The following is a 25912-nucleotide window of genomic DNA, read 5'->3' on the forward strand; positions in this document are numbered from 1 at the left end:
CCCGCCTTCGCGGGGGCGACGGATGAAGATAAATGACTGATCTTACCGAACTCGGCGTAGCAGCCATCCGCGACGGTGTCGCCAACGGCACCTTCACCGCCGTCGAAGTGGCCGAAGCCTTCAACGCGAACGTGGCTGCCGCGCAGCAGGCGCTCAATGCGTTCATCGTCGCCACCCCCGAAGCCGCGATCGAGGCCGCCAAGGCCACCGATGCCAAGCGCGCGGCGGGCGAGGCGCTGGGCAAGATGGGCGGCGTGCCGATCGGCATGAAGGACCTGTTCGCCACCAAGGGCGTGCAGACGACCGCGGCCAGCCACATGCTGGAAGGCTTCAAGCCCGAGTACGAAAGCACCGTCAGCCAGAAGCTGTGGGATGCGGGCGCGGGTATGCTGGGCAAGCTTAACCTCGACCAGTTCGCGATGGGCTCCTCGAACGAGACCAGCTATTTCGGCAACGTGATCTCGCCCTGGCGCCGCAATGACGGCGGCAACGCGGCGCTGGCGCCGGGCGGTTCCTCGGGCGGTTCCTCGGCGGCACTCGCCGCGCGGCTGTGCCCGGCAGCGACCGGCACCGACACCGGCGGCTCGATCCGCCAGCCCGCCGCCTTCACCGGCACCACCGGCATCAAGCCGACCTATGGCCGCTGCTCGCGCTGGGGCATCGTTGCCTTTGCCAGCTCGCTCGATCAGGCCGGGCCGATGGCGCGCTCGGTGCAGGACTGCGCGATCATGCTCGAAGCCATGGCCGGGTTCGATCCCAAGGATTCGACCAGCCTCGACATGGCCGTGCCCGCATGGGAAGCCGGTCTCTCGGCGGACATGAAGGGCAAGAAGGTCGGCATTCCGCGGGAATACCGCGTCGATGGCCTTGATGCGGACGTCGCCAAGAGCTGGGACGACGGCATTGCCTGGCTCAAGGATGCGGGCGCCGAGATCGTCGAGATCTCGCTGCCGCACACCAAGTACGCGCTGCCGACCTACTACATCATTGCGCCTGCCGAGGCTTCCTCGAACCTCGCGCGCTATGACGGCGTGCGCTATGGTCTGCGCGATCTGCCCGATGGCGCCAACCTGCAGGACATGTACGCGGCCACCCGCGCCGCCGGGTTCGGTGCCGAAGTGAAGCGCCGCATCATGATCGGCACCTATGTGCTCTCGGCGGGCTTCTACGACGCCTACTACACGCAGGCGCAGAAGGTGCGCACGCTGATCAGCCACGACTTCAAGAACGCCTTCACCGAATGCGACGTGATCCTAGCGCCCACCGCGCCGAGCGCGGCCTTCGGTCTGGGTGAGAACGTCGACGATCCGCTGAAGATGTACCTCAACGACGTCTTCGCGGTGCCTGCTTCGCTGGCGGGCCTGCCGGCGATGTCGGTCCCGGCCGGGCTGAACGCGGAAGGCCTGCCGCTGGGCCTGCAGGTGATCGGCAAGCCGTTCGACGAGCAGGGCGTGCTGAACGCAGGGTTGGCGATCGAACAGCGGGCCGGGTTTACGGCGAAGCCGGAAAAGTGGTGGTAAGAGACATGACCGAGAGCACTTATCGCATCCAGGGCGCAACCGGTGACTGGGAGGTCGTGATCGGCCTTGAAGTCCATGCGCAGGTCACTTCGCAGTCCAAGCTGTTCTCCGGCTCGGCGACCGCGTTCGGCGCGGAGCCGAATTCGCAGGTGTCGCTGGTCGACGCGGCGATGCCGGGCATGTTGCCGGTGCCGAACCGCGAGTGCATCCGTCAGGCGGTGCGCACCGGCATGGCGATCAACGCGCAGATCAACAAGTGGAGCCGGTTCGACCGCAAGAACTACTTCTACGCGGACCTGCCGCAGGGCTACCAGATCAGTCAGCTCTACCACCCGCTGGTGGGCGAGGGCTCGATCGAGATCGTGCTCGACGAGAAGAACCCCGAGAATTCGACCAAGACCATCGGCATCGAGCGCATCCACGTCGAGCAGGACGCGGGCAAGCTGATGCACGACCAGCACCCGACGATGTCCTATGTCGACCTCAACCGTTCGGGCGTGGCGCTGATGGAAATCGTCAGCCGTCCGGACATGCGTTCGCCCGCCGAGGCAGGGGCTTACCTGACGAAGCTCAGGACCATCCTGCGCTATGTCGGCTCGTGCGACGGCAACATGGACCAGGGCTCGATGCGCGCCGACGTCAACGTTTCGGTGCGCAAGCCGGGCGAGCCGTTCGGCACCCGCACCGAGACCAAGAACGTGAACTCGGTGCGCTTCGTCATGCAGGCGATCGAGCATGAGGCGAACCGTCAGGTCGACGTGCTCGAAGGCGGCGGCAAGATCGTGCAGGAAACCCGCCTGTTCGATCCGAACACGGGTTCCACGCGCTCGATGCGCAGCAAGGAAGACGCGCACGATTACCGCTACTTCCCCGATCCGGACCTGCTGCCGCTCGAACTCGACGATGCGTTCCTGGAAGATTGCCTCGCCTCGCTGCCCGAACTGCCGGACGCCAAGCGCCACCGCTACGAGAGCGACCTCGACCTGTCCGCCTACAACGCGGGCGTGCTGACCGCCGACGTCGAGACCGCGCGCTGGTTCGAACTGCTGCTGGCGGAAACCGCCAAGGCTGCGGGCAAGCAGCCTGCCGAAGTCGCCAAGCAGGCGTCCAACTGGCTGATCTCCGAACTGTTCGGCGCGCTCAACAAGCTGGGCACCAGCCTCGACGAGTCGCCCGTAACCCCTGAAAAGGGCGCGGAACTTCTGTCGCTGATCGCCAAGGGCACGATTTCCGGTTCGGCCGCCAAGCAGGTTCTCGAAATCATGCTCGAAACCGGCGACGATGCGGGCGTGATCGTCGAGCGCGAAGGGCTCAAGCAGGAATCCGACACTGGCGCCATTGAGGCCGAAGTCGACAAGGTGCTCGCCGCCAATGCCGACAAGGTCGAGCAGTACAAGGCGGGCAAGGAAGCCCTGTTCGGCTTCTTCGTCGGCCAGACGATGAAGGCCATGAAGGGCAAGGGCAACCCGCAGGTGGTGAACGAGATCCTGAAGGCCAAGCTGGCCTCCTGATCGACCGTTTCAGGCAAACAAAAAGGGCTTCGCAGGAACATGCCTGCGAAGCCCTTTTTGTTTGCCGGTGTCAGTTTCCGTTCGACACGGACGGGGGGAGAGGTGAGGGTGGGCCTATCCCCGCCGCGTCCCCGTCAGGTCCATCGTGCCGAACATGCCGGCCTTGACCTTGCCGGTAAGCGCATCGCCGTCGATCGTGGCGGTGCAATCGAGGTTCATCGGCATCGGCATGGTCATTTTCATCTGCCAGGCCAGCGTGTTGCCGCTGACGGTGCCCTGGGTGATGTCCATTGTGCCGAGATCGCCGGTGATGGCCCCGGTGAAGGTATCGCCTTCGCCGGGCATGATCGTCAGCACGCCCTTTTGCGGGCCCATCGGGGTCTTGGTGACGCAGTCATAGCTTCCGGCGATCGTCATGCAGTTTACTCCTCTTCCGCCCCTGCTTCGGTAGTGGCCGGGGCCTCGCGCACTTCTACAGGCAGGCCGAGACCCTGCAACTGCGGTTCGACGACCTTGCGATCGCCCACGACGACGAATGTGAGCCCGGCGGGCTGCAGGTATTTCGCCGCAGCCGTGCCGATCGCGTCGGAGCCGATCGCCCGGTACTTGCCGGCGAGCTGTTCGTAGTAGTCCTCCGGACGGCCGAGGCGCGCGTTCTTGCGGATCGCATAGAGCACGGAAGCGTTGGTCTCGAACTGGTTGGGCAGGGCGCGGATGGCGCCTTCGGTGACGCGCTGCAGCTCTTCGGCGCTGACCGGCTGGGTTGCCGGGAAAGCCTTCATGTCGGCGATCACGGCCTTGATCGTGTCCCCGGTGCGATCGGCCTGGACCGGCGCGGTGAGCTGCATCATGCTGGGCCCCACCGGCTGGGCGACATCGGTGCGCACGCCGTAGGACCAGCCCTTGTCCTCGCGGATGTCGAGATTGAGGCGCGAGAGGAAATCGCCGCCGAGCACGTCGTTGGCCAGCGCCAGCGGCTCCTCGTCCGGGGTGCGCCCGGTCAGCGGCAGCACGCGCCCGGCCATGATGACCGACTGCGGCGAGTTCGGACGGTCGATCAGTACGATCCGGGCTTTCGGCGCCGGGGTGGCGGTGTCGAGCGGCTTGACCGGGGCGGCCGTCCTGGGCGCTTTCCAGCCGCCGAAAGCCTGTTCGAGCAGGGGCTTGAGCTGGGCCATCGTCACGTCGCCGACCACGGAGATGTGGGCGAGGTCCGGGCGCAGCCACTCGTCATGCGCGGCGCGCATGGCGGCAGGCGTCAGGGCGGCCAGCGAGGCGGCATTGCCGAGGCCGTCGGCAGGCTGGGCATAGGGATGCTGGCCGTAAAGCTCGGCATCGAGCGTGCGCGAAGCAAGGTCCCGCGGTGAGGAGAAAGCCTGCGCCAGCGCCGCCTGCGCCTGCGCCTTCACGCGCGTGAAATCGCTGTCCTTGAAGGCGGGATGCAGGATCAGGTCCGCGGTCAGCGCCAGCGACGGGGCCAGATTGTCCGTCAGCGCGCTCAGCGTCACGGTGCTGGCATCGAGCGAGCCGTCGATGTTGATGTCCGCGCCCAGGCGTTCCTGCTCTTCGGCGATCTGCGTGGCATTGCGGGTGTCCGTGCCCTGATCGAGCATCGAGAGCATCAGCCCCTGCGTGCCGGGGCTGTCGAGCGCGTCGGCGGCATAGCCCGCGTCGAAATCGATCGCCAGGACCAGCTTGGGCACGGCGGTGCGCCGCGCGAGCGTGACGGGAATGCCGTTGGACAGCGTGGCGTGCTCGATCGCGGGGAATTTCAGCGCGGCGACCGGCTGCACCGGCGGCGGCGTGCGCGCGGGGCCTGTGGGGATCGGCGGTGCCTTGGCGTGCGGATCGGCGGGCGGAGCGGGGCGGCTTGCCTCGTCGCCCCAGCCGCCCATCTGGTCCCCGCTTTCGGTGCGCTCGCCGGGCACCACGTTGAGCGCATAGACCGGGCGCGAAAGCCACTTGTCGAGCGCGGCCTTGACCGTGGCCGGGGTCAGCGCGGCCATGGCGGCAAGGTCCTGCTTGTAATGCGCGGGATCGTTCGAATAGACCTGCCCCTCGGCCAGCGTCGCGCCCTTGCCGGAGAAGCCGCCGACGCGCTCCAGCCCGCCGATTTCGCCGGAGAGCAGCGAGGTGACGGCGCGGCGCACTTCGTCTTCGGTCGGGCCGTCTCGCAGATAGTCGGCCAGCACTTTGTCGAAGGCCTTTTCGGCCGCCGCGCGCTCGACGCCGGGCTTCACGTCCATCGACATCGTCAGGAAGCTGAGCTGCTGGAAGATCTGGTCATAGGCCGTGACCGAGACCGCCAGTTCCTGTCCTCGCACCAGCTGGTTGTCGAGCCGCGAGCTGGCAAGGCCGCCGAGGATGTGCATACCGACTTTCAGGGCGGGCGTGTCCGGATCGTTCAGCCCCGGCGCGCTCCAGTTGCGGGTAAGGCGCAGGACCGGAACCTGATCGGTAATGTCCTGCGTGACCGGCGCGGGCAGCGTGACCGGACCGGCCTTGACCGGCTCGATCGCGGGGCCGCGCGGAATGTCGCCGAACCACTTTTCCACCTTGGGCCGCGCGGTGGCGGCGTCGATGTCGCCCGAGAGCACCAGCACCACGTTGTTGGGGCCGTAGTGGTCGGTGAACCAGGTGCGCACGTCGGTGAGCGTCGCGGCGTCGAGATCGGCCATCGAGCCGATCGTGGCATGGCGATAGGGATGGCCGACCGGCAGCAGTCCTTCGGCCTGATAATAGTCGACGAGGCCATAGGGCTGGTTGTCGCCCTGCCGCTTTTCGTTCTGGACGACGCCGCGCTGCTTATCGAGCTTGTCCTGGCTCACTGCGGGCAGCAGATGGCCCATGCGGTCGCTTTCCATGAACAGCGCCAGATCGAGCGCGCCGGTGGGGACGGTTTCGACATAGTTGGTGCGGTCATACCAGGTGGAGCCGTTGGTCGGCGTCGAACCGGCGGCTTCGAGCGGGATGTCGAAATTGGGCACATTGGCCGAGCCGCCGAAGAACAGGTGTTCGTAGAGGTGGGCAAAGCCGGTATGGCCGCGCGGCTCGTTCTTCGATCCCACCTTGTAGTAGATCGTCACGGCAACGACCGGCGCCTTGCGATCGGTGTGGACCAGGGTGGTGAGCCCGTTGGGCAGGACGAACTTCTCGTAGGGAATATCGACCTTGGAAACCAGTTCCTGCGGCGAGACCGGGGCAGGCTGGGCGGCCGGTGCGGCGGGGGCCGATGCTGCGGCGGCCGATGCTGCAAGAGCCGGGGCGAGCGGCGCGGCAAGGCTGGTCGAAAGGAGAAGGGCGGCGGCAAGAGCGGTCAGGCTCGGCATGGGGGATTTGCGCATGGCTGATTGTCTAGCAAAGACGCGCTCCGCCGCAAGCGCGACGCGGAAGGGTCTTGCAAGAGCCTTCCGCGTCCGGCGTCATTGATGAAGGCGCAGCGTCACGCCGAGAATGCGCGGCTCGCCGGGATTGGCGAGGATCAGCCCGCTGTTGCCCGCCTGCGCGGTCACATTGTCGAGATAGTTCTTGTCGAACAGATTGCGCGCGAACAGCGCCACTTCCCACGACGGCGTGCGGTAGCCGATGCTGGCATTGAGCAGCGCATAGCCGGGCAGGATCAGATAGGCCGAATCCGACCCGTCGCCGTATTGCTTGCTTTTGGCGCTCACGTCGCCGCGCAGGTAAAAGTCGCCGGACGTCGCGCCGATCGGGACCGGCACCGCGTATTCGCCGCCCAGCGAGCCGGACCACTTGGGCGTGCCCGGCAGCGGCTTTCCGCTGAGGTCGCAGACGGTGCTGCTGCTGCCGACCATCTCGATCGGGCAAGGGCCCTTGGGATAGGAGACGTACTTGGCGTCGGTATAGGCCCCGGCAAAGCGCAGCGAGAAGCGCGTTCCCACGTGCAGGGCGCCATCCAGTTCCACGCCCTGCACCCGGACTTTGGGAATGTTGGAGAGATAGGTGCGCAGCGCGGCCGGCGCGACGGTATCGACGGTATTGGCCTGGAAGTCCGTCACATCGGTGCGGTAGGCATCGATATTGACAGTGAGCGCGCCGCCCAGCGTCGTGGTCTTGATCCCGGCTTCCCAGGAGGAGTGGGTTTCCGGCCCGACAACGGCCTTGCTCAGCACCGGATTGCCTGACGTGTCCACCGGCAGGCCCGCCATGTTGATGCCGCCCGACTTCTGCCCGCGGGCATAGCCGGCATAGACCATGATCCCGTCCGTCAGGTCATAGGCGAGGTTGACCCGGCCCGAGGCGCTGCCGTCGCCGACATGGCCGGTGTAGCTCTGCGCGCGCAGGATCGAGTTCTTGGCGGCGATGTAGGTGGCGTTGGTGGTTTCTAGGCCGCCGGAGGTGGTGGCATCGTAAGTGCCGTCCTTGTCCTCATACGTGTAGCGGATGCCCCCGGTCAGCGCGAGGCGGGGCAGGGGGCGCCAGGTCACTTCGCCGAAGATCGCATAGCTTTTCGCGGTGAACTTGGTGTCGTTGTGCAGGCCGTAGCCGTCGAGCAGATCGCCGGGGTAGCTGGAGCCGAGCAGCCAGTAGGTGGCCAGCGGGCCATAGACGGTGTTCTGGTTGCCCTTGATCGTCTGGTCGAGGAAATAGAGCCCGGCGACATATTCCAGCTTGCCGTGCCCGTTCGAGGCCAGGCGCAGTTCCTGGCTGTACTGGTCATGGCGCGAGGGGATGCGCTGGATCGTCTGGATCGACAGACCGATGTAGTCGCGGTCGTTGTCGACGTCCCATTTCCAGAAACGCCAGGCCGAGACGGACGTGAGCGTCACCAGGCCAAGGTCCAGCTCGGCGGTCCCCGAGAGACCGCCCTCGCTGGTATCGACCCCGAGCGTGGCGTCGATGTCGGTCACGCGGTCATAGACATTGGTGCTGGGCACGGCATAGTTCTGACCGGCGGCCAGCGCCGGATATTGCCGCGCGGCGGAGCGCAGGGTCGGCACCACTTTCCAGTATTCGGGAACGCAGCAATCGCCCTTCACATTGGACCAGTCACCAATGAGGCGGAAGCTGAAATCGCTGGAGGGCTTGAACAGCAGTTGGGCGCGGAAAGCCTTGTTGTCGAGGTCGTTCTGCTTCTTGTCGTAGCGGACATTGGTGACGAGCCCGTCGCGCCGGTTGATGAGGCCGGACAGCCGGAACGCAACGGTGTCTCCGGCGATCGGGCCGGTTACGGCGGCGCTCGCCCGCACCATGTCGTAGGAGCCGAGCGAGAGCTCCGCATCGGCGCCCCAGTCGAACTGCGGCTTCTTGGTCGTGATGTTGATGGCGCCGGCCGTGGTGTTCTTGCCGAACAGCGTGCCTTGCGGGCCGCGCAGCACTTCGACCTGCTCGACATCGGTGAAGTCGAACGAAGCGGTGGCGGGGCGCGCGTGATAGACTTGGTCGACATAGAAGCCGACGCCCGGCTCCAGCCCGTCGTTGGCAGCGCTGATTGCCGCCACGCCGGCTCCCAGGCCGCGGATCTTGAACGTGGTGTTGCGGGGATTGGGCGAGGCATAATTCAGCGTGGGAACGAGCTCGGTCAGGCTCTTGGTATTGACTGTGTAGGTCCGGGTGATGGTGTCGGCACTCACCACCGACATGGCAACAGGGACCTTCTGCGAATCCTCCGTGCGCCGCCGGACGGTGACGAGGATGGTGCCGCCTCCCGCGTCGGTTGCCGAGGCCGCGTCGTCCGCGAGCGCGTCCGCCGCTTCGTTCGCAAGAGCGGGCTGGGCGCAGACCATGCCGGCCAGGGCCGTGCCCAGAGACAGCGCGTGGAGCCCCTTGCCCCAGGTGGATCGCCGGTGCGTGTTGCCGATATTGTGTTCGCGGCCCCCCTCAGGGCGCACGAAACCCTCCACGGAATCGTGGAAAACCATAAGTAACCCTCCTTGTCTTGTCAGGCCCCCAGGGTCTCCCGCTCCCGCCCCACCTTCATTCTTTTATCTATATCCATCTGTATATATTTACCGCCAATGCTTGGAAATGGGCTTTGTGCATCGCGTCATAAGCGTTGCATCGCAGCAACATGGGTTCGTTCGGGGGAGGGCTTCGCCATTTGCCCGATGCGGCGGCGACAGGATGGTACATCTATATTTTTATAGATATAGTATGGGCTTGCAGTGTATCGTGGCTGGCAGCACATGAGGTGGCCCATGACAGTCAGCCTTTTCCCCGTCGGTGTCGTCGAAGCGGAATCCAGCAAGGCGGCCCAGCGATCGTTTCGCGATTTCGCCAGCCGCTGGCAGCCGCGGGTACGAATCGCCGGGGTGATCGAATCGGCCCGGCCGGACCGGGGGGACCGCCGCGGCGCGGGCGAATTGCACTGCATCGGCAGCGGCGCCGTGTTCCGGCTCTATCATCCCGACTTGTGTCAGGACGGCGTGTGCAATGTCGATCCGCAAGGGGCGGCGCTGGCCAGCCACACGGTGGAGGGAGAGATCGCGGCAGGCTGCGATCTCGTGATTCTCAACAAGTTCGGCAAGCTGGAAGCCGCGCGGGCAGGGCTGCTCTCGGCCTTCGTTGCCGCCATCGGCGCCGAAGTGCCGGTGCTGACCTATGTCTCGCCCGGATGCCGCGATGCCTGGACGCGTTTCGCGGACCCGCTGTTCTGCTCGCTCGAAGACCGGGCCGATGCGATCGACGCCTGGTGGCGCGCGCATCAGCACGCCCGGTCCGCGCTGGCCGCCGGCCAAGGTTAGAGGAAAAGGTTCACTGTGAATTCACACATGGAAAAGGTGTTTTGCGATTTTTCACATATCGCAATGAATACAGAGTGATCTCTGGATGCCCGGGTGGGCGCGAAATTTTGTATGCCTAATCCTGCAACAAGTACTCGACGTAAGAAATCATCGGGTTAGTCTGGCCTCCATGGGCGTCATAGACGCCGTTTTCTGTGAGGAGGGCACATGAACAGGAAACTCATCGCAACTCTGGCATGTTCGGCCGCCGCGCTCGTGATAGCAGGTCCGGCGCTGGCCAAGACCGGGGATATCATTCCGAACTCGTACATCTGCGTCTTCAACAAGAAGGCGGTCAATCGCGGGGCCGTGCAGTCGGAAGCCAATCGCGCTGCCAATGCAGCCGGAGGGCACGTCAGCCACGTGTACAAGTACACGATCCACGGCTTCTCTACGAACATGAGTGCACAGGCCGTTGCCCAGATGAAGGCACGCAACCCGTCGATTGCCTATTGCGAAGCGGACCGGGTTATCGAGCTTTCGCCAATCCAGGCCGCGAAGGGCAAGCCGGGGACGGGCGGCGGCGGCGGAAGCACCGGCCAGACGACTCCCTGGGGCGTGGCGCGCGTCCATGGCGGTGTGTCGGCGGTGGGCAAGCGGGCGTGGATCATCGATACCGGCATCGATTCCTCGCACCCCGATCTCACGGTCGATACGTCGCTGGGCAATGGTTTCGTGACGCGTGAGGAAGGCCAGACCGAGGATCTCAACGGCCACGGCACCCATGTGTCGGGCACGATCGCGGCCAAGGACAATGCGATTGGCGTCATCGGCGTGGCCGCCGGGGCGACGGTTATTCCGGTGCGGGTGCTCGACCGGCGCGGGAGCGGCTCCTATGCGGGCGTGATCGCCGGCATCGATTGGGTCGGCCAGAACGGCAAGGCCGGTGACGTGGCCAACATGAGCCTGGGCGGCCCTGCGGACGACGCGCTCGATGCTGCGGTGCTCGCAGCGTCGTCCCTGGTGAAGTTCGCGATTGCCGCGGGCAATGACGGTGCCAATGCCAACGCTTATTCGCCCGCGCGCGTGAACGGGACGAATATCTACACGGTGTCCGCGTTCCAGGAAGGCGATAGCTGGGCGAGCTTCTCGAACTACGGCAATCCGCCGGTCGATTACGCCGAGCCGGGTGTCTATATCTATTCGACCTGGAAGGATGACGGGTACAACACCATCAGCGGGACTTCGATGGCAACGCCCCACCTTGCGGGGTTGCTGCTGATCGGATTCTCCGCCGACGGGCACGTCACCGGCGATCCCGATGGCACGCCGGATCCGATTGGCGCGCATTGAACCCTCTGAAATCGTGTTGAAAAGGGCGGTCCGGATACGGGCCGCCCTTTTTCGTGCGTGCCCGGTTGCGCACTGTCAAAGACCGCCCACATTAGGCACGCATAATAATTGGGTAGAGGCTCTTGTGTTGCAAATATGCAACACTATATCATCGGGGTCAGGAGGCATCTCACACCATGAATCTCGAAAAGTTCACCGATCGCGCCAAGGGTTTCCTTCAGGCCGCGCAGACCGTTGCCATTCGTCTGAACCACCAGCGCATCAGCCCCGAGCACGTGCTCAAGGCCCTGCTCGACGATAGCGAAGGCATGGCCGCCGGGCTGATCCAGCGCGCGGGCGGCAATGCGGCCTACACCACGCAGGAACTCGACAAGGCCCTGGCCAAGGTGCCGGCTGTCTCGGGCAGCGGCGCGCAGGCTTCGCCGGGCCTCGACAACGATGCCGTGCGCGTGCTCGATTCCGCGGAACAGCTTGCCACCAAGTCGGGCGACAGCTTCGTGACCGTCGAACGGCTGCTGCTGGCGCTGGTGCTCGCTACCACGACGCCTGCCGGGCAGGCGCTCAAGGCGGGCAATGTCACGGCGCAGGCGCTCGAAGCCGCGATCACCGAACTGCGCGGGGGCCGCACCGCCGACAGCGCGGGGGCGGAAAACGCCTATGACGCGATGAAGAAGTACGCGCGTGACCTCACCCAGGCCGCGAAGGACGGCAAGCTCGATCCGGTGATCGGCCGTGACGAGGAAATCCGCCGCACCGTGCAGATCCTCGCGCGCCGCACCAAGAACAACCCCGTCCTCATCGGCGATCCCGGCGTCGGCAAGACCGCCATCGTCGAAGGGCTGGCGCTGCGCATCGCCAATGGCGACGTGCCCGACAGCCTGAAGGACCGCACGCTGATGGCGCTCGACATGGGCGCGCTGATCGCCGGCGCCAAGTACCGCGGCGAGTTCGAGGAACGCCTGAAGTCGGTGCTCGACGAAGTGAAGGGCGCCGAGGGCCAGATCATCCTGTTCATCGACGAGATGCACACGCTGATCGGTGCGGGCGCGTCCGAAGGCTCGATGGACGCGGGCAACCTCCTGAAGCCTGCCCTGGCGCGCGGCGAGCTGCACTGCATCGGTGCGACCACGCTCGACGAATATCAGAAGTACGTCGAGAAGGACGCCGCTCTCCAGCGCCGTTTCCAGCCCGTCTTCGTGGGCGAGCCGACGGTCGAGGATACCATCTCGATCCTGCGCGGGCTCAAGGAGAAGTACGAGCTGCACCACGGCGTGCGCATCACTGACGGCGCGATCGTGGCGGCGGCGACGCTCTCCAACCGCTACATCACCAACCGCTTCCTGCCCGACAAGGCGATCGACCTGATGGACGAGGCCGCCAGCCGCATCCGCATGGAAGTGGAAAGCAAGCCCGAGGAAATCGAGAAGCTCGACCGCCGCATCATCCAGCTCAAGATCGAGGAAATGGCGCTCGCCAAGGAGACCGACGAGGCCTCTGCCGACCGGCTCCAGACCCTGCGCGAGGAACTCGCCAATCTTGAGCAGCAATCGAGCGAACTGACCACCCGCTGGCAGAACGAGCGCGACAAGATTGCCGCCGAAGGCAAGATCAAGGAGCAGCTCGACGCCGCGCGCCTCGAACTCGAACAGGCGCAGCGTTCGGGTGATCTCGGCCGGGCTGGCGAGCTGTCCTACGGCACGATCCCGAACCTTGAGAAGCAGCTTGCCGAAGCGCAGGCCCAGTCCGCCAACGCCATGCTGCGCGAGGAAGTGACCGAGGATGACATCGCCGGTGTCGTCAGCAAGTGGACCGGCGTGCCGGTCGACAAGATGCTGGAGGGTGAGCGCGAAAAGCTGCTGAAGATGGAAGAAGTCCTCGGCCAGCGCGTGATCGGCCAGAAGGACGCGGTGGAAGCCGTCTCCAAGGCGGTGCGCCGCGCCCGCGCGGGGCTGCAGGACCCGAACCGGCCGCTGGGCTCGTTCCTGTTCCTCGGTCCCACGGGCGTCGGCAAGACCGAGCTGACCAAGGCCCTGGCCGGCTTCCTGTTCGACGACGACACCGCGATGGTGCGCATCGACATGAGCGAGTTCATGGAGAAGCACGCCGTCGCCCGCCTGATCGGTGCCCCTCCGGGCTATGTCGGCTATGAGGAAGGCGGCGTGCTGACCGAAGCGGTGCGGCGCCGGCCCTATCAGGTCGTGCTGTTCGACGAAGTCGAGAAGGCGCACAGCGACGTGTTCAACGTGCTGCTGCAAGTGCTTGACGATGGCCGTCTGACTGACGGGCAGGGCCGGGTGGTGGACTTCACCAACACCCTCATTATCCTGACCAGCAACCTTGGCAGCCAGTACCTGTCGAGCCTGGCCGACGGGCAGGATGTCGAAAGTGTCGAGCCGCAAGTGATGGAAGTCGTGCGCGGGCATTTCCGCCCCGAGTTCCTCAACCGCCTCGACGAGATCGTGCTGTTCCACCGCCTTGGCCAGGAACACATGGGCCCGATCGTCGATATCCAGGTGAACCGGGTGCAGAAGCTGCTCAAGGATCGCAAGATCGTGCTCGACCTCACCGATGCCGCCAAGCGCTGGCTGGGCCGGGTGGGCTACGATCCGGTCTATGGCGCGCGGCCGCTCAAGCGCGCGGTGCAGCGCTACCTGCAGGACCCGCTGGCGGAGAAGCTGCTGGCCGGGGAGGTGCCGGACGGTTCGACCGTGCACATCGACGAAGGCGATGGGGCGCTGGCGATCGGGGTGGAGTGATCCCCTTGCACCGACGGCAGACATAGAAAAAGGGCCCCGGGAAACCGGGGCCCTTTCCTTTTGTGTATCCGCTCCGGATCAGTACTTGGCAGTCACGTTCGCGAAGAATGTGCGGCCAGTATAGTCGTAGCCCGAATAGAGCGGGGTATTGCCGACCAGGCTGTAGGTGTCCGCCGAGATCCTCGGCAGCTTGGCGTTGGTCAGGTTGCGCACGCCGATGGTGAACTCGAACTCGTCGTTGACGTCCCACTGGATGGAGGCCGAATGCAGGAAGTAGTCGGGAGTCTGGAGCTTGTAGTAATACTTGTAGAGTTCCAGGTTGTCCTGATTGACTTCACCCGTCAGCGAGTCCGTGGCGAGAACGGTATAAGTGTGGTCGCCGGTGCCTTTGATCCAGTCCAGTCCGTACCGGAACTTGACCGGGCCGATCTTGTAGCTGGCATCGAACGTCCCGGTCCATTCGGGCGTAGCGATCGTGTTGTTGTAGTCGATTTCAGCATCGTTGCTTCCAAGCGCGGTCGACTGCTTGGTGAACTTCGTGACCTGGGTCTCAAACTGGAATTCGCCCGGACCGATATCGCGAAGATATCGCAGGTTGAATTCGAAGCCCTGAGTTTTCTGGGTCGCGACGTTCACGTAGTTGTCGATCACGGTCAGTGCGTTGTTCGCATCGCGGCTCACGTACCGGCAATAACCGGCATCGGGGTTGAAGTTCGCCGAGCCATAGCAAAGGTTGGCGATATTCGAGCCGCCGACGCGTTGCACACCGTTGTTGATCTCGATGTTGAAGTAATCGAGCGAGACGGACAGTTTGCCTACCGACTGGGGAAGGACTGGCTGCAGGATGATACCCAGCGACAGGTTCTTGGACGTTTCCGCCTTCAGGCCGGTGCTTGAGCCGCCGCCGCCGTAGACCGACACGCCGTTCTTTTGTTCGAAGTCGGCGGGAAGGCCGGCTGCGGCACAGTTGGCCTTGAGGATGAGGTTCTTGCTGTCTGCGTAGTTGTCGCAAGGATCGTAGCTGCTCGAAAGGAAGCCGCTGGTAGCGCCAAGGTACTGTTCGAACAGGGCAGGTGCGCGGTAGGACGTGCCGTAGCTGCCCCGGAAGGTCACGCCGCGAACCGGTGCGTATTCGACCGAGCCCTTGTACGTCCATTCGCCGCCGTAGGAACGGTAGTGGGTGTAGCGGCCCGAAGCGTCGAAGTTCAGGTTATAGACGCCCGGCATGTTTGCCAGCACCGGCAGATAGACTTCACCGTAGACTTCCCAGACTTCATCCGAACCCACGGTTGGGGCGGCAGACGTCAGATTGTAAAGGTCGCCGGCGACGCTTTCTGCAGGCGGCTGGTCGTCGAGATGCGAATGGCGGTATTCGAGGCCGAGCGCTGCCTTGGCGATGCCGCCCGGCAGCTGGAACAGCGAACCGTCAAGGTTGAGCGAGCCGATATATTCGGCCGTCTTGGTGCTGCCGGTCACGGTTTGGGTGATGAAGTCGCGGTAAGCCTGCGAGAGATTGCCGCCGACCGAAGCGGCATCGACGACGGGCGCAGCGACGCAGCCGTTGGACGTATCGACGCAGCTGAAAGTGCCGTCACCGTTGTCCACCACGTTGAGCGACTGGGCCACACGGCTGGTCAGGAAAGTGGCGGTGGAATACCGGGCCTTGGACCAGGAATAGCTGCCGTAGAGGTCGTAGCGCCAATCGCTCAGCCCGGTGTCGCCACGCAGGCCGCTCGCGGCCCGGTAGAAATCGACATTCTGCGAAGAATCGAGCAAGCCGAAGCCGATGAACGAACGCAGGGCGACCAGTTCGCCGTTCGATACTGCGGTCGGGTTGAGATAGGCCGTGTTGCGGAACAATTCCGGCACCAGCGGGCTGCCCACGGCGTAGTCCAGCGTGAGCTGACGATACAGCGGCGACGAGGACTTGCGGTTGCTGTACAGGAACTCGCTGTAGAGTTCGGCGTTGCCAAGCGCATTAAGCTGATAGCTGCCCTGAGCAAACACGTTCAATGTTTCCACCGGCGTGACCAGCGGTTCCTTCAGCATGTCTGGATCGAAGCTGTCGCGGGTATAGTAGTCAACGCCGGCGTAGCCGGGGGTGGCACCACCGGTTACAGAGGCGTCGGGGACGAAGCGGTTGTAGTATCCGGTCTCACCGGTGAGGCGGTCCTGGCCTTCGCGGGTCCTGACGCCGATGGTGTTGATCGTCACGCCGCCATTGTCGAGCGTGAAGCACTTCGGTTCGCCGGTGTTCGGATCGATGTAGTCGTTGGCACCAAACGCAGTGCCCTGTCCATCAAGGTAGCCGCCGATCGGGCACTTGGTGAAATCGACGTCGCCCATGCTGACGGCGTTGCGCTTGCGCCAGTCGACCGAAACATTGAAGTTCCAGTTGTCGCCTTTGGCGCCGAACAGGCCGGAAAGGCGGCGGTCGAGCCCGGTGCCGATTTCAGGGACGTTCACCTGCGCGTCGAGCTTGAAGCCGGTGAACTTGTTGTCGGTGATGATGTTGATGACGCCGGCGACGGCGTCCGAACCGTAGATCGAGGAGGCGCCGGCCTTGAGTACTTCGACCCGGTCGACCGCAGTGGTCGGGATCGTGTTGAGGTCGACCGCGCCGACCGCACCGCGGGTGCCGGCCGGAGCCAGACGGTGGCCGTTCAGCAGCACCAGTGTGCGCGTCGGACCCAGGCCGCGCAGGCCGATGGTGTTGACGCCGGTGCCGCCATCGACGACGTAGCCGCCGTAGAAGTTGTTGATCTGCGATCCGCCCTGCGTGACGGAAGAACTCTGAAGGGCATCGGTCGTGGAGTTGAAGCCCTGTTCCGTCATCGAGTCACGCGTGATGACCGTCAGCGGTTCCGGCGACGTGAAAGTGTCGTGACGGATACGGCTGCCGGTGACGATGATCGCGGTCGATTCCGGCTCTGCCTTTGCCGAAGCCTCGGTGTCCTGAGCCCAAACCGTTGCAGGATTCAGCGCTCCGGCAAGAGTGAGGCACGTAGCGCTTCTCAGCGCAGCCTTCTTTATGGATGTTTTCACGTGATGTGTCCCTTGTTGCCCCGGTCATCCGTTGTTGGGTTGTGACACTCCCACAAAGGATGGCCGAACTTTGGTGGCAGCGTGACGCAGGCTTTGAATGCGTTGCTGCATTTATGTTGCCCCGGCCATTCCCCTTTCGGGCGTGACGTTCCCTTACGGAATGCCCGGACTTGGTGGCAGCCCATCCTGTGAATGCTTGGCCGCCCTGCAGAGGTTGTTGCTCCACCTGAACATCGGTTCAACTATTTTTGCAGGATGTAGATGTTTGGCAAATTCAGTGTGTCTATATGGTTACATACTTTGGAGAGGGAGCAAGATTTGTTCCGGAAGCACACATGAATGCTAGTCTGGAAAAGGTTTTGATACGCTGCGTAGTAGATGGTGTCTTTGTGGAAAATGTTACGCAGGACTTTTACATTACGTAATAATATTACTTCGCAGATCTGCTTGTGCAGAAGCGCAGCCGTGTCTCGGTGACAGGCTGGCAAGCCGTGCCAGTTGATTATTTACTGGCGCTGTGTGGGTGACTGACCCCTTGTGCAGGGGGGGGCAGTGAGCGGGCGGCAGCGTGCGCTATTCGACCCGGCGCATCTTGACCGAGGGCTGGCCGGCCACGGACACGCGAAACGTGCCGAGCGAGCCGCGTTTGACCTTCACGGCATTGCCGGGCTTGGGGGACAGGATGAAGCTGCGAGTGTCGTTCTGCTCCCAGACGCTTCCATCGGCCAGCTTGATGTGCCAGCCGCCGGGAGTCCTGCGAGCGCTTTCGATTGTCGATTCAATCTCGTCGATCCGGTTTTCGTCTTCATCGTCACCGCCGAAGCCCATGAGTTTGCCGATCGGCGCCGTGAAGCCGAACAGTCCGCGGCGGGCCCGTTTGACGGCTTCCTTGTCGGTGATGACCACTTCGTTCTTGCGGGTCGCTTCGTCGAGCGCGGCGGTCTTGGCGTCGTAGCAGGCCAGGCGTGCCGTCGGGTCTGCGATCGTACGGCAATCCATAAGCTGGCTGTAGAGGGCTGGCGGGGGCGCCTTGTCGTCGTCCTTTGCAAGCGCGCTCTGAGGAATGATGACAACAGTAGCCAGTGTAAGCAGGAATTTCTTGCTCATGCCCGATCCCTTTGTGGCTTGGATTGTGGTTGCTTAGCAACGATCACAAGGATCGGGCAAGTCAACGGGAGGGTGACGGCAGGTGTTTCCACGGCTGTTCTTGCTGCGCTTGCACAAGAGGGGCGACAACCTTTCGAGGGTTTGTTAGGCTTCGAATATTCAGCAATTTACTAGGATGAACATAATGAAAGCGCTCGCAATTTTGGCCGTTGGCGCAGTATTGGCTGTTTCCGCCGCGCCGGCCGCTTTTGCCAGTACCAATGATGATCCCGGCAAAGGCGACGCCAACCGCGTCATTTGCCGCAGCATGTCGGTGACTGGTTCGCGTCTCAAGAAGACCCGCCTGTGCCTTACGGCTCGGCAATGGGATGAATACCGAGCCGATACGCGCCAGAAAGTGGAATTGTCCCAGATGCAGAAAGGGAAGAGCAACTGAGCCGGGGAAGGGCGCTTCTTTCTCTCTGAACTTGCCGCGCTGCACCTGGCCTTGTAGCGGGTGGAGGCAATGCATCGAGGCTGGCGCGCCCGGTCGTTTGCCGATCTGATACGAGCCCATGACTGACCGCCTCCCACCGCTTCTTTCCCGTGCCCGTGAACTGATGAACGCCGGCCGGGTGATCGAGGCAATCGCTGCGTACAAGGATTTGCTGGCCGCCTTTCCGGACTTGCCGGACAGTTGGTTCAATCTCGCCTACTTGCAGCGGCAGGCGCGTCAGTTCGATGCTGCCTTGCAGTCATACCAGATGGCGCTGGCGAAGGGGGTGTCCGGCGCGGAGGAAGTCCACCTCAACCGCGCCGCCATCCTGACCGACCACATGGCGCGCCCGGAAGAGGGGGCGGTTGAACTGCGCCGCGCGCTTGAGCTCAAGCCGGACTATGTTCCGGCCCTGCTCAATCTCGGCAATCTCTGTGAAGACCTGGGGCAACGCGAAGAGGCGCGGCGGCTCTATGACCGGGCGCTGGAAGCCGATCCCCGTTGCATGCTTGCGCTGGCGCGGGGGGCTTTGCTGGCCGATGTGTCCGGCCCCGGGGATCCCCTGATAGAGCGTGTACGCCGTGCCGCCGGTGACGCCAGCCTGAAACCCGGCGAACGGGCCGATCTCCTGTTTGCCCTTGGAACGTTGCTGGACCGTTGCCGTGATTACGATGCGGCTTTTACGGCGTTCAACGCCGCGAACCTTGCCGCCCGGCAAGCGCTGGGACCCCGCTTCCCGGGTTACAGTGGTGCAGCAGCCAGTCAGGCGATGGAGAGGATACGCCGGGCTTTCCCGAGCGCATCGCCGCCATCGGAGTCATCCGGCGGCCCCGGCGCTGCGCCTGTCTTCATTTGCGGCATGTTCCGCTCGGGATCGACGCTGGTCGAACAGATCCTGTCGCGCCATTCCCGGGTGACGGCGGGCGGGGAGCTGGATCTGATCCCTGCGATCGTGCAGTCGCTGGCTGCTGGCTATCCGGAAAATGCCGCTGCGCTCGATGATGCTGCCCTTGCCCGGTTACGCGCCTCTTATCTGCAGGCCCTGCACCGGCGCCATCCGGATGCTGACCTGGTGACGGACAAGCGGCCCGATAATTTCCTGCATATCGGCCTGATCAAGCGTCTGTTTCCCGATGCGAAGATTGTCCACACGACCCGCGATCCGCTCGACAATTGCCTCGCGATCCACTTTCTGCATCTCGGGCCGCAGATGCCTTATGGTTTCGATCTTGAGGATGCCGGGCACTGGTATCGTGAATACGAGAAGCTGATGGCGCATTGGAAAGCGCTGTGGCCCGACGACATCGTCGATGTGCATTACGACGATCTGGTGAGGGATACCGAAGGCGAAGTCCGGCGCCTGCTCGACAGGCTGGGACTGGGCTGGGAAGAGCCATGCCTGGAATTCCACAAGGCTGCCAATGCGGTGAAAACCGCCAGCGCATGGCAGGTGCGCGAACCGATCTATGCGCGCTCATCGGGGCGCTGGCGCAATTATGCCGGCCACATCGGCAAACTCAGAGGTGTGCTCGGACTGTCTGCGCGTTAGGTCCTGACCCTGGACATGGGGCCAGGGGAAATGTCGAAGGCTACCGTCATGCGTTCGCCTTCATGGATCGGCCGGGTGCCGTGCCACATGATCGAGGGGAACAGCACGAGTTGACCTGGCCTGGGGCGGATCGTGCGAAAGGCAGGCGGGCAGTCTCGGAATTCAGGCTGGTCGCCCAGTGTCAGCCAGCCTGCGTGCGGATCGGTCGCGTCCATGTCGCCGGGCACGGCGACATAGAATGCGGAACTGAACCAGCCTTGCGTGTGGATGTGCGCGGAATGATGCCCCTCGCCAGTGAGGCGGACGGACCATGAACCGGAAAAGCGGATGTCCGGCGGCCGTATGCCCAGCGTAGGGTGGTTTGGATCGACCGGTGGCAATTGTGCGACATGAGCTTTGACCGCTTCGACGACCGCGGCGCGCAACGCGCGTATTTCCGGTTCGATGCGCGCGAACAGGCGGCCGCTGGTCTGGGTGCCGGTCCGAACCGATTGTTCCAGCGGCTGGTGGCTCGTGGCGCTGTGAAGCGTCCTGAGGAAGGTCGCCAGCTTGTCCAGGGCGCCGATGCGGGCGCCGATATCGTGAACGCCGATCAGCCGTTCGTCGCCTTCGAGCCATTGCGAGCGGGCATCGCCGGTCATGCGCCAGGCGGTCGCGATGTAGGGCCAGAAGTGCTGGGCACCGGGCTGTCCGGTCCAGGCCTGCGCCACGGCTGCGGCATCGTCCGGGCGTCCGGCGTGGAGCAGGTGGCGCGTGAAATGGAGCGCGACACCGGCATCGGCCGCGCGGCCGATGTTCAGGAATGCCGCATAGGCAGCATCATATTGTTCGAGTTCATCAAGGCAGGCTGCCTCGATCGACAGAAAGAAGAGATCGGGTGGGCAGGCGGCCTTGCCGGTTCGCGCGGCTGCCAGAGCCGCGGTGTACTTCTTGGCGTGAAACAGGCCCAGAATGAGCTCTCGCCACAGGCCGGTATCTGCCGGACGGTGGTCGATGGCGGCCCGAAGCGTGCGCCAGGAGGCATCGCCTTCGCCAGCCTGCCAGCGAAGCCGTACCAGCGCCGCGTGGCCTTCGGCCCAGCCCGGCTCCTGGTGAAGTTCGGCTTCCAGCATGGTTTCCGCAGCATTGGCCGATCCTGCCGCGAGCAGGGCTCCTACGTGGCTGAGTTGAAGTTGCCGGTCACGCGGCGGAGCCAGCGCTGCTGCGCGGGAAAAAGCGTCGCGCGCATCAAGCCCGGCATCCAGTGTGACTTGCGCCAGCCCATGGGCGATCCGCGCATCGGCCGGGGCCAGCATGGCGGCTTTCCCCAAGTGCCCGAGGGCGGCCTCGTTTTCATCAAGCGAGCGGTGCAGCAGGCCCATCATTTGATGAACGCGCGGGTCCTGCAATGCTTCGGCCGGGGCCGCGTGCAGCAGCGCCAGGGCTTCGCGTTCGGTCCAGTCTTGCTGGGACTGGATGGCGCGGCGCAGCAATTCGTCCACCGAAAGGAAAGAGGCCTGGTCCCGGGCGATCTTTTCGTCCTGTTGCATTGCGGTTCCCGTTGCGCCGAGAGGGGGCACGTAAAAACTGGCCCGGGTTCTAGAATAAAGAAAGGCGGCGAGCCAATGGCCCGCCGCCCAACTTTTTCACGCTTGGCGAAGGATCAGAAGTCCATCGACACGCTGGTGAAGATGTAACGGCCCAGAGCGTCGTAGACGTTCGGGTAGGTGTTGCCGTTACCGTAGACCGAGGCCAGGTTGGAGCCACCCGTGACCGGCGGCGCCTTGTCGAAGACGTTGTTCACGCCGAAACGCAGCGTGTAGTGATCTTCGATGCGGGCGCTGAGGTTCAGGTCGAAGTAGCTCTGCGGCGAGAAGTGCTCGGAGTCACCATTGTCGGCCGAGCCGAAATAGCGCCAGCGCAGCGACGCGCCGATGCCGCTCGGCATTTCCCAGCCCAGGCGGGCCTGATGGCGCCACTTGGGGCTCGGAGTGCCGCAGACCGGACCGAACTGGCCAGCGCACTCGTCCGGCGTACCGATGCCCGAGTCGATCGTCAGCTTGTCCAGGTAGGTGCCCTGGAAGCTCAGGTTGAGCTTGCCAAGCGACGGGCTGAGTTCGTGGACGAACGCCGCCGCGACGTCGATACCCTTGGTCCGCAGGCTACCGATGTTCTGGGTGGTGTCGGTCACGTAACCGTTGGACGAGAGCCACAGCGAACCCGACGCATCACGATGGATGAGCGAGCAGATGAAGCTGTCGCCGGTTTCGGCGCAGGCATTGAGGATGGTATCGGCACCGATGCGCTGGATGGCGCCCTTCAGCTTGATGTCGAAGTAGTCGACCGAAGCCGTGAAGCCCGGCAGGAAGGTCGGGGTCAGGACGACACCGGCAGTGTAGGTATCCGCGACTTCCGGCGAAAGATCGCCGTTACCACCGATATAGCCGTTGTACTGATCCGCCGGGTTGGCAGGAATGTTCCCGTACTGTGCGGCGGTCACGCCCATGTAGGCGCACTGGGCGGCAGTGTACTCGGGATCGGAACCAGCGCAGCCGTCGGTGTTGCCGTCGAGGGCGATACGGTTCGGAGCGAACAGATTCTGTACGTTCGGAGCACGGACAGCGCGGTTGTAGCCGGCGCGGAACGCGATGTCCGCCGTCGGCGCCAGGGTCGCTTCAACCTTGTACGTATCGGTGCTGAAGCTGTTGTCCGCGTTCTTGTACTTCGAGTAGCGGTAGCCCGCGTTGATCGAGAACTCCTTGACGAAGCTGTCCTGAATGATCGGCAGGCTTGCTTCGGTGAAGAACTCGGTCACGTGGAACGAACCGGAAACCGGCAGCGTTGCCGCACCCTGACCGGTCAGGTCGCCCGTCTGGAAGGCCTGGTCGGTGTTGAGGACGAGGCTTTCCTTGCGGTATTCGAAGCCGAACAGCATCTGCACACCGTCCTGCGCCCAGGGCGAGACGATGCCGTAGTTGGTCAGGTCACCCGTGACGGTGGCGCTGAGAACCTGCTCCGAAGTCTGGCCGCGCTGGAAGCCCGGAGTCGACAGGTAGGCAGTTGCCGCCGGATCGACCTGGCCGAGCTGGAAAATGTTCCAGGGAACGCAGTTCGGATCCGAACCATCCAGCACCGAACGGCACACGGCAGAGCCGGTCGACGGATCGGTCACGACGTCGAGAGCGCGGGCCACGCGGGTCGCCGAAAGGTCGTTCAGGTAGGTTTCGGCGAAGTTGGTGCGGCCGTACTGGTAGTAGGCGTCATACGACCATTCGGGGCTCAGGTCGCCCTGCGAACCGAGAACCGCACGGTACGACGTGTGCTGCAGGTCGTCCTGACGCGGACCGCCTTCGACGTTGCGGCGCAGGATGTACACGCCGGCGACGTCGTAGGAGGCGCCGGTGGTCGGATCGACGCGGGTCGCGATGATGTTCGACGGACGGCAGATGATCGAGAGCTGCTGGGCCGACAGAAGCGGGTTGTCGCAGTTCAGGGTCGAGGTGTTGCCGAAGTCGCCCGACGGCGCGATCTGCGCAACGGTGCGGTCGTCCATGAACATGAACTCGGCGTAGGGCTTGATCGCGGAGTTGATCTCGTAGTTCGCGAAGAAGCCAGCCGTGTAGCGTTCGTCCGGACGCTGGTAGTAGTTCAGCGGGTTGTAGTTGTAGATGCCGTAGCCCGGGACGAAAGTGGCCGAGCCATCCGGATTGGGCTGATAGCTCGAGAAGTCGTCGGTCAGCAGGAAGCGGCCGGTCGGCGAGGTCGAGGAACCGCCGCACCCGAAGCCCGAGATCGAGGAGCCGGAAAGGGCGCAGGAGGCGTAGTCGCGGCTGCCCTGAAGGACGGCGTTGATCTTGCGGTAGCCGACATAGGCGGTGATGTGGCCACGGCCGTCGTCGAAGCTGGTGCCGAACGAGAGGGTGGTGTCCACCGTGCCGCCGTTGGCGCTGCTGCCCGACGGATAGTCGTAACCTGCAGCATCAAGCGGGCCAGTGATGGCCGAGCCGGCGCTGTTGTTGTGCTGGTAGAACGAATACTGGCTGTCGAGGCGGAAGCCTTCGAAATCGGTATCCATGACGAAGTTCACGACGCCGGCAATGGCGTCCGAACCGTAGGTGGCCGAAGCACCGCCGGTCAGCACGTCGACGCGCTTGATCAGAGCGGCGGGGATGGCGTTGATGTCAGCGGCCGAGGAGTTCGGGTCACCCGGCATCAGGCGGCGGCCGTTGACGAGAACCATCGTGCGCTCTTCGCCGAGGTTGCGAAGGTTCAGCGTGGCGGTACCCGACGAGCCGTTCGAGACGTTGCCGCCCTGGCCGGCGAAGACCTGCGGCAGCGAGTTGACGAGATCTTCGACGCGGGTGGTGCCGGTCGCCGCGATGTCGGCGGCGTTGACCACTGTGACCGGGCTGGCCGACGTCAGGTTCGGATTGACGATGCGCGAACCGGTGACGATGATCGCCTCGCCGGTGTTCGCATCATCTGCCGCATCCTGCGCATAGGCGCCGGTCGTGCAGATTGCGAATGCCGCAAAGCACGTCGCGCTCCGAAGAGCGGCCTTTTTGACAGTTGTGTTCACTTTGGTGTCCCTTGTTGCTTTCGTCCGCCCACCAAGAGAGTGACCATGCTTGGCGAGCGACCCGGATGCCGGCAGCGGTGCATCTTTTTGATGCCTTGCTGCCATGGTGCGGTGTTGTTGCGCTACGCAGACCGGCTTTCAATGCAATTTGGCGCTGCGCACAAAATGACTTTGCGTCTGTGTTTTTGTTGCAACAGTGTGCCCAACGGGGCCTGGCTCGGAGGTGGCTATCGCTGGAGATTCAGGGGCTTTTGTGAAGCAATGGAACTGTGGCTCATCGGCATTGATCGCCTTGATTGTTGCGCATCGTGCCTTTGGAGTGAAATCGTATTGCGCAAGCGGGTGTGAGCTGTCCTGGCGCATTGACCGTCGCCGTCCGGGCTCTTAACCGTGCGCTTAAATCATGCAGGGTGCAGCCCTGGCTTCGCGCTTTCGTCGAAGTCGCGGCATGCCCAGGAAAGGAATGCGAAGGATGAAACTTGACGGCAGCATCGCGGCCGTTGTCACCGGCGGCGCTTCGGGGCTTGGTGCTGCCACAGCGCGGGCGCTTGCGGCGCAGGGTGTCAAGGTTGCCATCTTCGATCTCAATGCCGAAGCGGGCGAGGCGGTTGCCCGGGAAATCGGCGGCGTGTTCTGCGAAGTCAATGTGACCGACGATGCCAGCGTCGATGCCGGTTTCGCCAGGGCGCGCGCGGCGCATGGGCAGGAACGCGTGCTGGTGAACTGCGCGGGCATTGCGCCGGCCGCCAAGACCGTGGGCCGGAACCGCGAGACCGGGGAGCCGCGCGCCCACGACATGGCGCTGTTCGAAAAGGCCATCGCCATCAATCTCGTCGGCACTTTCCGGTGCATCAGCAAGTCGGCGGCGGGCATGGTCACGCTCGATCCGGTGGACGGGCAGGGCTCGCGCGGGGCGATCGTCAACACGGCATCGGTTGCCGCGCAGGACGGGCAGATCGGCCAGGCCGCCTATGGCGCCTCGAAAGGCGGCGTGCTGGCGATGACCCTGCCGGTCGCGCGCGATCTGATGAACGACGGTATTCGCGTGAACACCATTCTGCCCGGTATTTTCGAGACGCCGATGATGGCGGGTATGCCGCAGCCGGTGCAGGATGCGCTGGCGGCGATGGTGCCGTTCCCCAAGCGTCTGGGGAAAGCCGAGGAATATGCGAAGCTGGCACTGTTCATGATCGAGCACGATTATCTCAACGGTGAGTCGGTCCGCCTCGACGGTGCGATCCGCATGGGTCCGAAGTAGGGCCGCGCCGTGCTGGGAAGAGGCACACCAGATGCGGCATCGGGCCTGACGGCGCCTGTAGGCGCGCGGGGCCTGCTGCTCGATACGGCCAGCGCGA

The 25912-nt window shown here is 64.0% G+C and carries 15 protein-coding genes; 8 read left to right on the forward strand and 7 right to left on the reverse strand.

The features are described from left to right. Positions 1-32 precede the first annotated feature (32 nt). Both gatA and gatB read left to right on the forward strand, forming a co-directional pair. A complete protein-coding gene (gene gatA, locus NN5_RS04780; protein WP_067732881.1) occupies positions 33-1520 on the forward strand; it encodes an Asp-tRNA(Asn)/Glu-tRNA(Gln) amidotransferase subunit GatA in 1488 nt (495 codons plus the stop codon). A gap of 5 nt (positions 1521-1525) precedes the next feature. Continuing rightward, positions 1526-3031 carry an Asp-tRNA(Asn)/Glu-tRNA(Gln) amidotransferase subunit GatB gene (gene gatB, locus NN5_RS04785; RefSeq protein ID WP_067732882.1) on the forward strand — a complete coding sequence of 502 codons (1506 nt, stop codon included), beginning with the start codon at positions 1526-1528 and terminating at the stop codon, positions 3029-3031. A gap of 114 nt (positions 3032-3145) precedes the next feature. On the opposite strand, the gene NN5_RS04790 is transcribed toward gatB, so the two are convergent. The 3 genes from NN5_RS04790 to NN5_RS04800 form a co-directional block, all read right to left on the reverse strand. Then, a complete protein-coding gene (locus tag NN5_RS04790) occupies positions 3146-3448 on the reverse strand; it encodes a hypothetical protein (RefSeq protein ID WP_067732883.1) in 303 nt (100 codons plus the stop codon). Positions 3449-3453: 5 nt separating this feature from the next. After that, on the reverse strand, positions 3454-6375 hold the full coding sequence (locus NN5_RS04795) for a M16 family metallopeptidase (RefSeq protein WP_067732884.1): 2922 nt from the start codon (positions 6373-6375) through the stop codon (positions 3454-3456). 78 nt (positions 6376-6453) lie between these two features. Beyond that, positions 6454-8913, reverse strand: a complete 2460-nt coding sequence (locus NN5_RS04800) for a TonB-dependent receptor (RefSeq protein ID WP_245656237.1) — start codon at positions 8911-8913, stop codon at positions 6454-6456. Positions 8914-9189: 276 nt separating this feature from the next. On the opposite strand from NN5_RS04800, the gene NN5_RS04805 reads away from it, so the two are divergent. The 3 genes from NN5_RS04805 (at position 9190) to clpB (ending at position 13823) form a co-directional block, all read left to right on the forward strand. Next, positions 9190-9735 (forward strand): DUF2478 domain-containing protein, encoded by a 546-nt coding sequence (locus tag NN5_RS04805; RefSeq protein WP_067732885.1) that lies wholly within the window; start codon positions 9190-9192, stop codon positions 9733-9735. A 207-nt stretch (positions 9736-9942) separates the two neighbouring features. Next, on the forward strand, positions 9943-11067 hold the full coding sequence (locus NN5_RS04810; RefSeq protein ID WP_067732886.1) for a S8 family serine peptidase: 1125 nt from the start codon (positions 9943-9945) through the stop codon (positions 11065-11067). A 176-nt stretch (positions 11068-11243) separates the two neighbouring features. Then, a complete protein-coding gene (clpB, locus tag NN5_RS04815) occupies positions 11244-13823 on the forward strand; it encodes an ATP-dependent chaperone ClpB (protein ID WP_067732887.1) in 2580 nt (859 codons plus the stop codon). A gap of 78 nt (positions 13824-13901) precedes the next feature. Here clpB and NN5_RS04820 read toward each other — a convergent pair whose 3' ends face one another. Next, a complete protein-coding gene (locus tag NN5_RS04820; RefSeq protein ID WP_157081012.1) occupies positions 13902-16868 on the reverse strand; it encodes a TonB-dependent receptor domain-containing protein in 2967 nt (988 codons plus the stop codon). A gap of 573 nt (positions 16869-17441) precedes the next feature. Continuing rightward, on the reverse strand, positions 17442-17975 hold the full coding sequence (locus tag NN5_RS04825; RefSeq protein WP_067732888.1) for a hypothetical protein: 534 nt from the start codon (positions 17973-17975) through the stop codon (positions 17442-17444). Positions 17976-18159: 184 nt separating this feature from the next. Here NN5_RS04825 and NN5_RS04830 point away from each other — a divergent pair, with 184 nt between their 5' ends. Both NN5_RS04830 and NN5_RS04835 read left to right on the forward strand, forming a co-directional pair. Further along, a complete protein-coding gene (locus NN5_RS04830; RefSeq protein ID WP_157081013.1) occupies positions 18160-18411 on the forward strand; it encodes a hypothetical protein in 252 nt (83 codons plus the stop codon). Positions 18412-18529: 118 nt separating this feature from the next. Beyond that, positions 18530-19999, forward strand: a complete 1470-nt coding sequence (locus NN5_RS04835; protein WP_067732890.1) for a tetratricopeptide repeat-containing sulfotransferase family protein — start codon at positions 18530-18532, stop codon at positions 19997-19999. Here NN5_RS04835 and NN5_RS04840 read toward each other — a convergent pair. Together NN5_RS04840 and NN5_RS04845 are read right to left on the reverse strand one after the other, a co-directional pair. Continuing rightward, positions 19996-21528: a 2OG-Fe(II) oxygenase family protein gene (locus NN5_RS04840; protein ID WP_067732891.1), complete on the reverse strand. Its 1533-nt coding sequence runs from the start codon at positions 21526-21528 to the stop codon at positions 19996-19998. The two genes, NN5_RS04835 and NN5_RS04840, sit on opposite strands and share 4 nt — an antisense overlap. 113 nt (positions 21529-21641) lie before the next feature. Beyond that, positions 21642-24557, reverse strand: a complete 2916-nt coding sequence (locus NN5_RS04845) for a TonB-dependent receptor domain-containing protein (RefSeq protein WP_067732892.1) — start codon at positions 24555-24557, stop codon at positions 21642-21644. A 472-nt stretch (positions 24558-25029) separates the two neighbouring features. Here NN5_RS04845 and NN5_RS04850 point away from each other — a divergent pair, with 472 nt between their 5' ends. Continuing rightward, positions 25030-25815: an SDR family oxidoreductase gene (locus NN5_RS04850; RefSeq protein WP_067732893.1), complete on the forward strand. Its 786-nt coding sequence runs from the start codon at positions 25030-25032 to the stop codon at positions 25813-25815. Positions 25816-25912 lie beyond the last annotated feature (97 nt).

The organism is Novosphingobium naphthalenivorans NBRC 102051 (assembly GCF_001590985.1).
In the GTDB taxonomy this organism is placed as follows: Bacteria; Pseudomonadota; Alphaproteobacteria; order Sphingomonadales; family Sphingomonadaceae; genus Novosphingobium; species Novosphingobium naphthalenivorans.

Coding starts and splice junctions, on each gene's coding strand:
- gatA (WP_067732881.1), top strand. CDS start 33: ATGACTGATCTTACCGAACTCGGCGTAGCAGCCATCCGCGACGGTGTC.
- gatB (WP_067732882.1), top strand. CDS start 1,526: ATGACCGAGAGCACTTATCGCATCCAGGGCGCAACCGGTGACTGGGAG.
- NN5_RS04790 (WP_067732883.1), bottom strand. CDS start 3,448: ATGACGATCGCCGGAAGCTATGACTGCGTCACCAAGACCCCGATGGGC.
- NN5_RS04795 (WP_067732884.1), bottom strand. CDS start 6,375: ATGCGCAAATCCCCCATGCCGAGCCTGACCGCTCTTGCCGCCGCCCTT.
- NN5_RS04800 (WP_245656237.1), bottom strand. CDS start 8,913: ATGGTTTTCCACGATTCCGTGGAGGGTTTCGTGCGCCCTGAGGGGGGC.
- NN5_RS04805 (WP_067732885.1), top strand. CDS start 9,190: ATGACAGTCAGCCTTTTCCCCGTCGGTGTCGTCGAAGCGGAATCCAGC.
- NN5_RS04810 (WP_067732886.1), top strand. CDS start 9,943: ATGAACAGGAAACTCATCGCAACTCTGGCATGTTCGGCCGCCGCGCTC.
- clpB (WP_067732887.1), top strand. CDS start 11,244: ATGAATCTCGAAAAGTTCACCGATCGCGCCAAGGGTTTCCTTCAGGCC.
- NN5_RS04825 (WP_067732888.1), bottom strand. CDS start 17,975: ATGAGCAAGAAATTCCTGCTTACACTGGCTACTGTTGTCATCATTCCT.
- NN5_RS04830 (WP_157081013.1), top strand. CDS start 18,160: ATGAAAGCGCTCGCAATTTTGGCCGTTGGCGCAGTATTGGCTGTTTCC.
- NN5_RS04835 (WP_067732890.1), top strand. CDS start 18,530: ATGACTGACCGCCTCCCACCGCTTCTTTCCCGTGCCCGTGAACTGATG.
- NN5_RS04840 (WP_067732891.1), bottom strand. CDS start 21,528: ATGCAACAGGACGAAAAGATCGCCCGGGACCAGGCCTCTTTCCTTTCG.
- NN5_RS04850 (WP_067732893.1), top strand. CDS start 25,030: ATGAAACTTGACGGCAGCATCGCGGCCGTTGTCACCGGCGGCGCTTCG.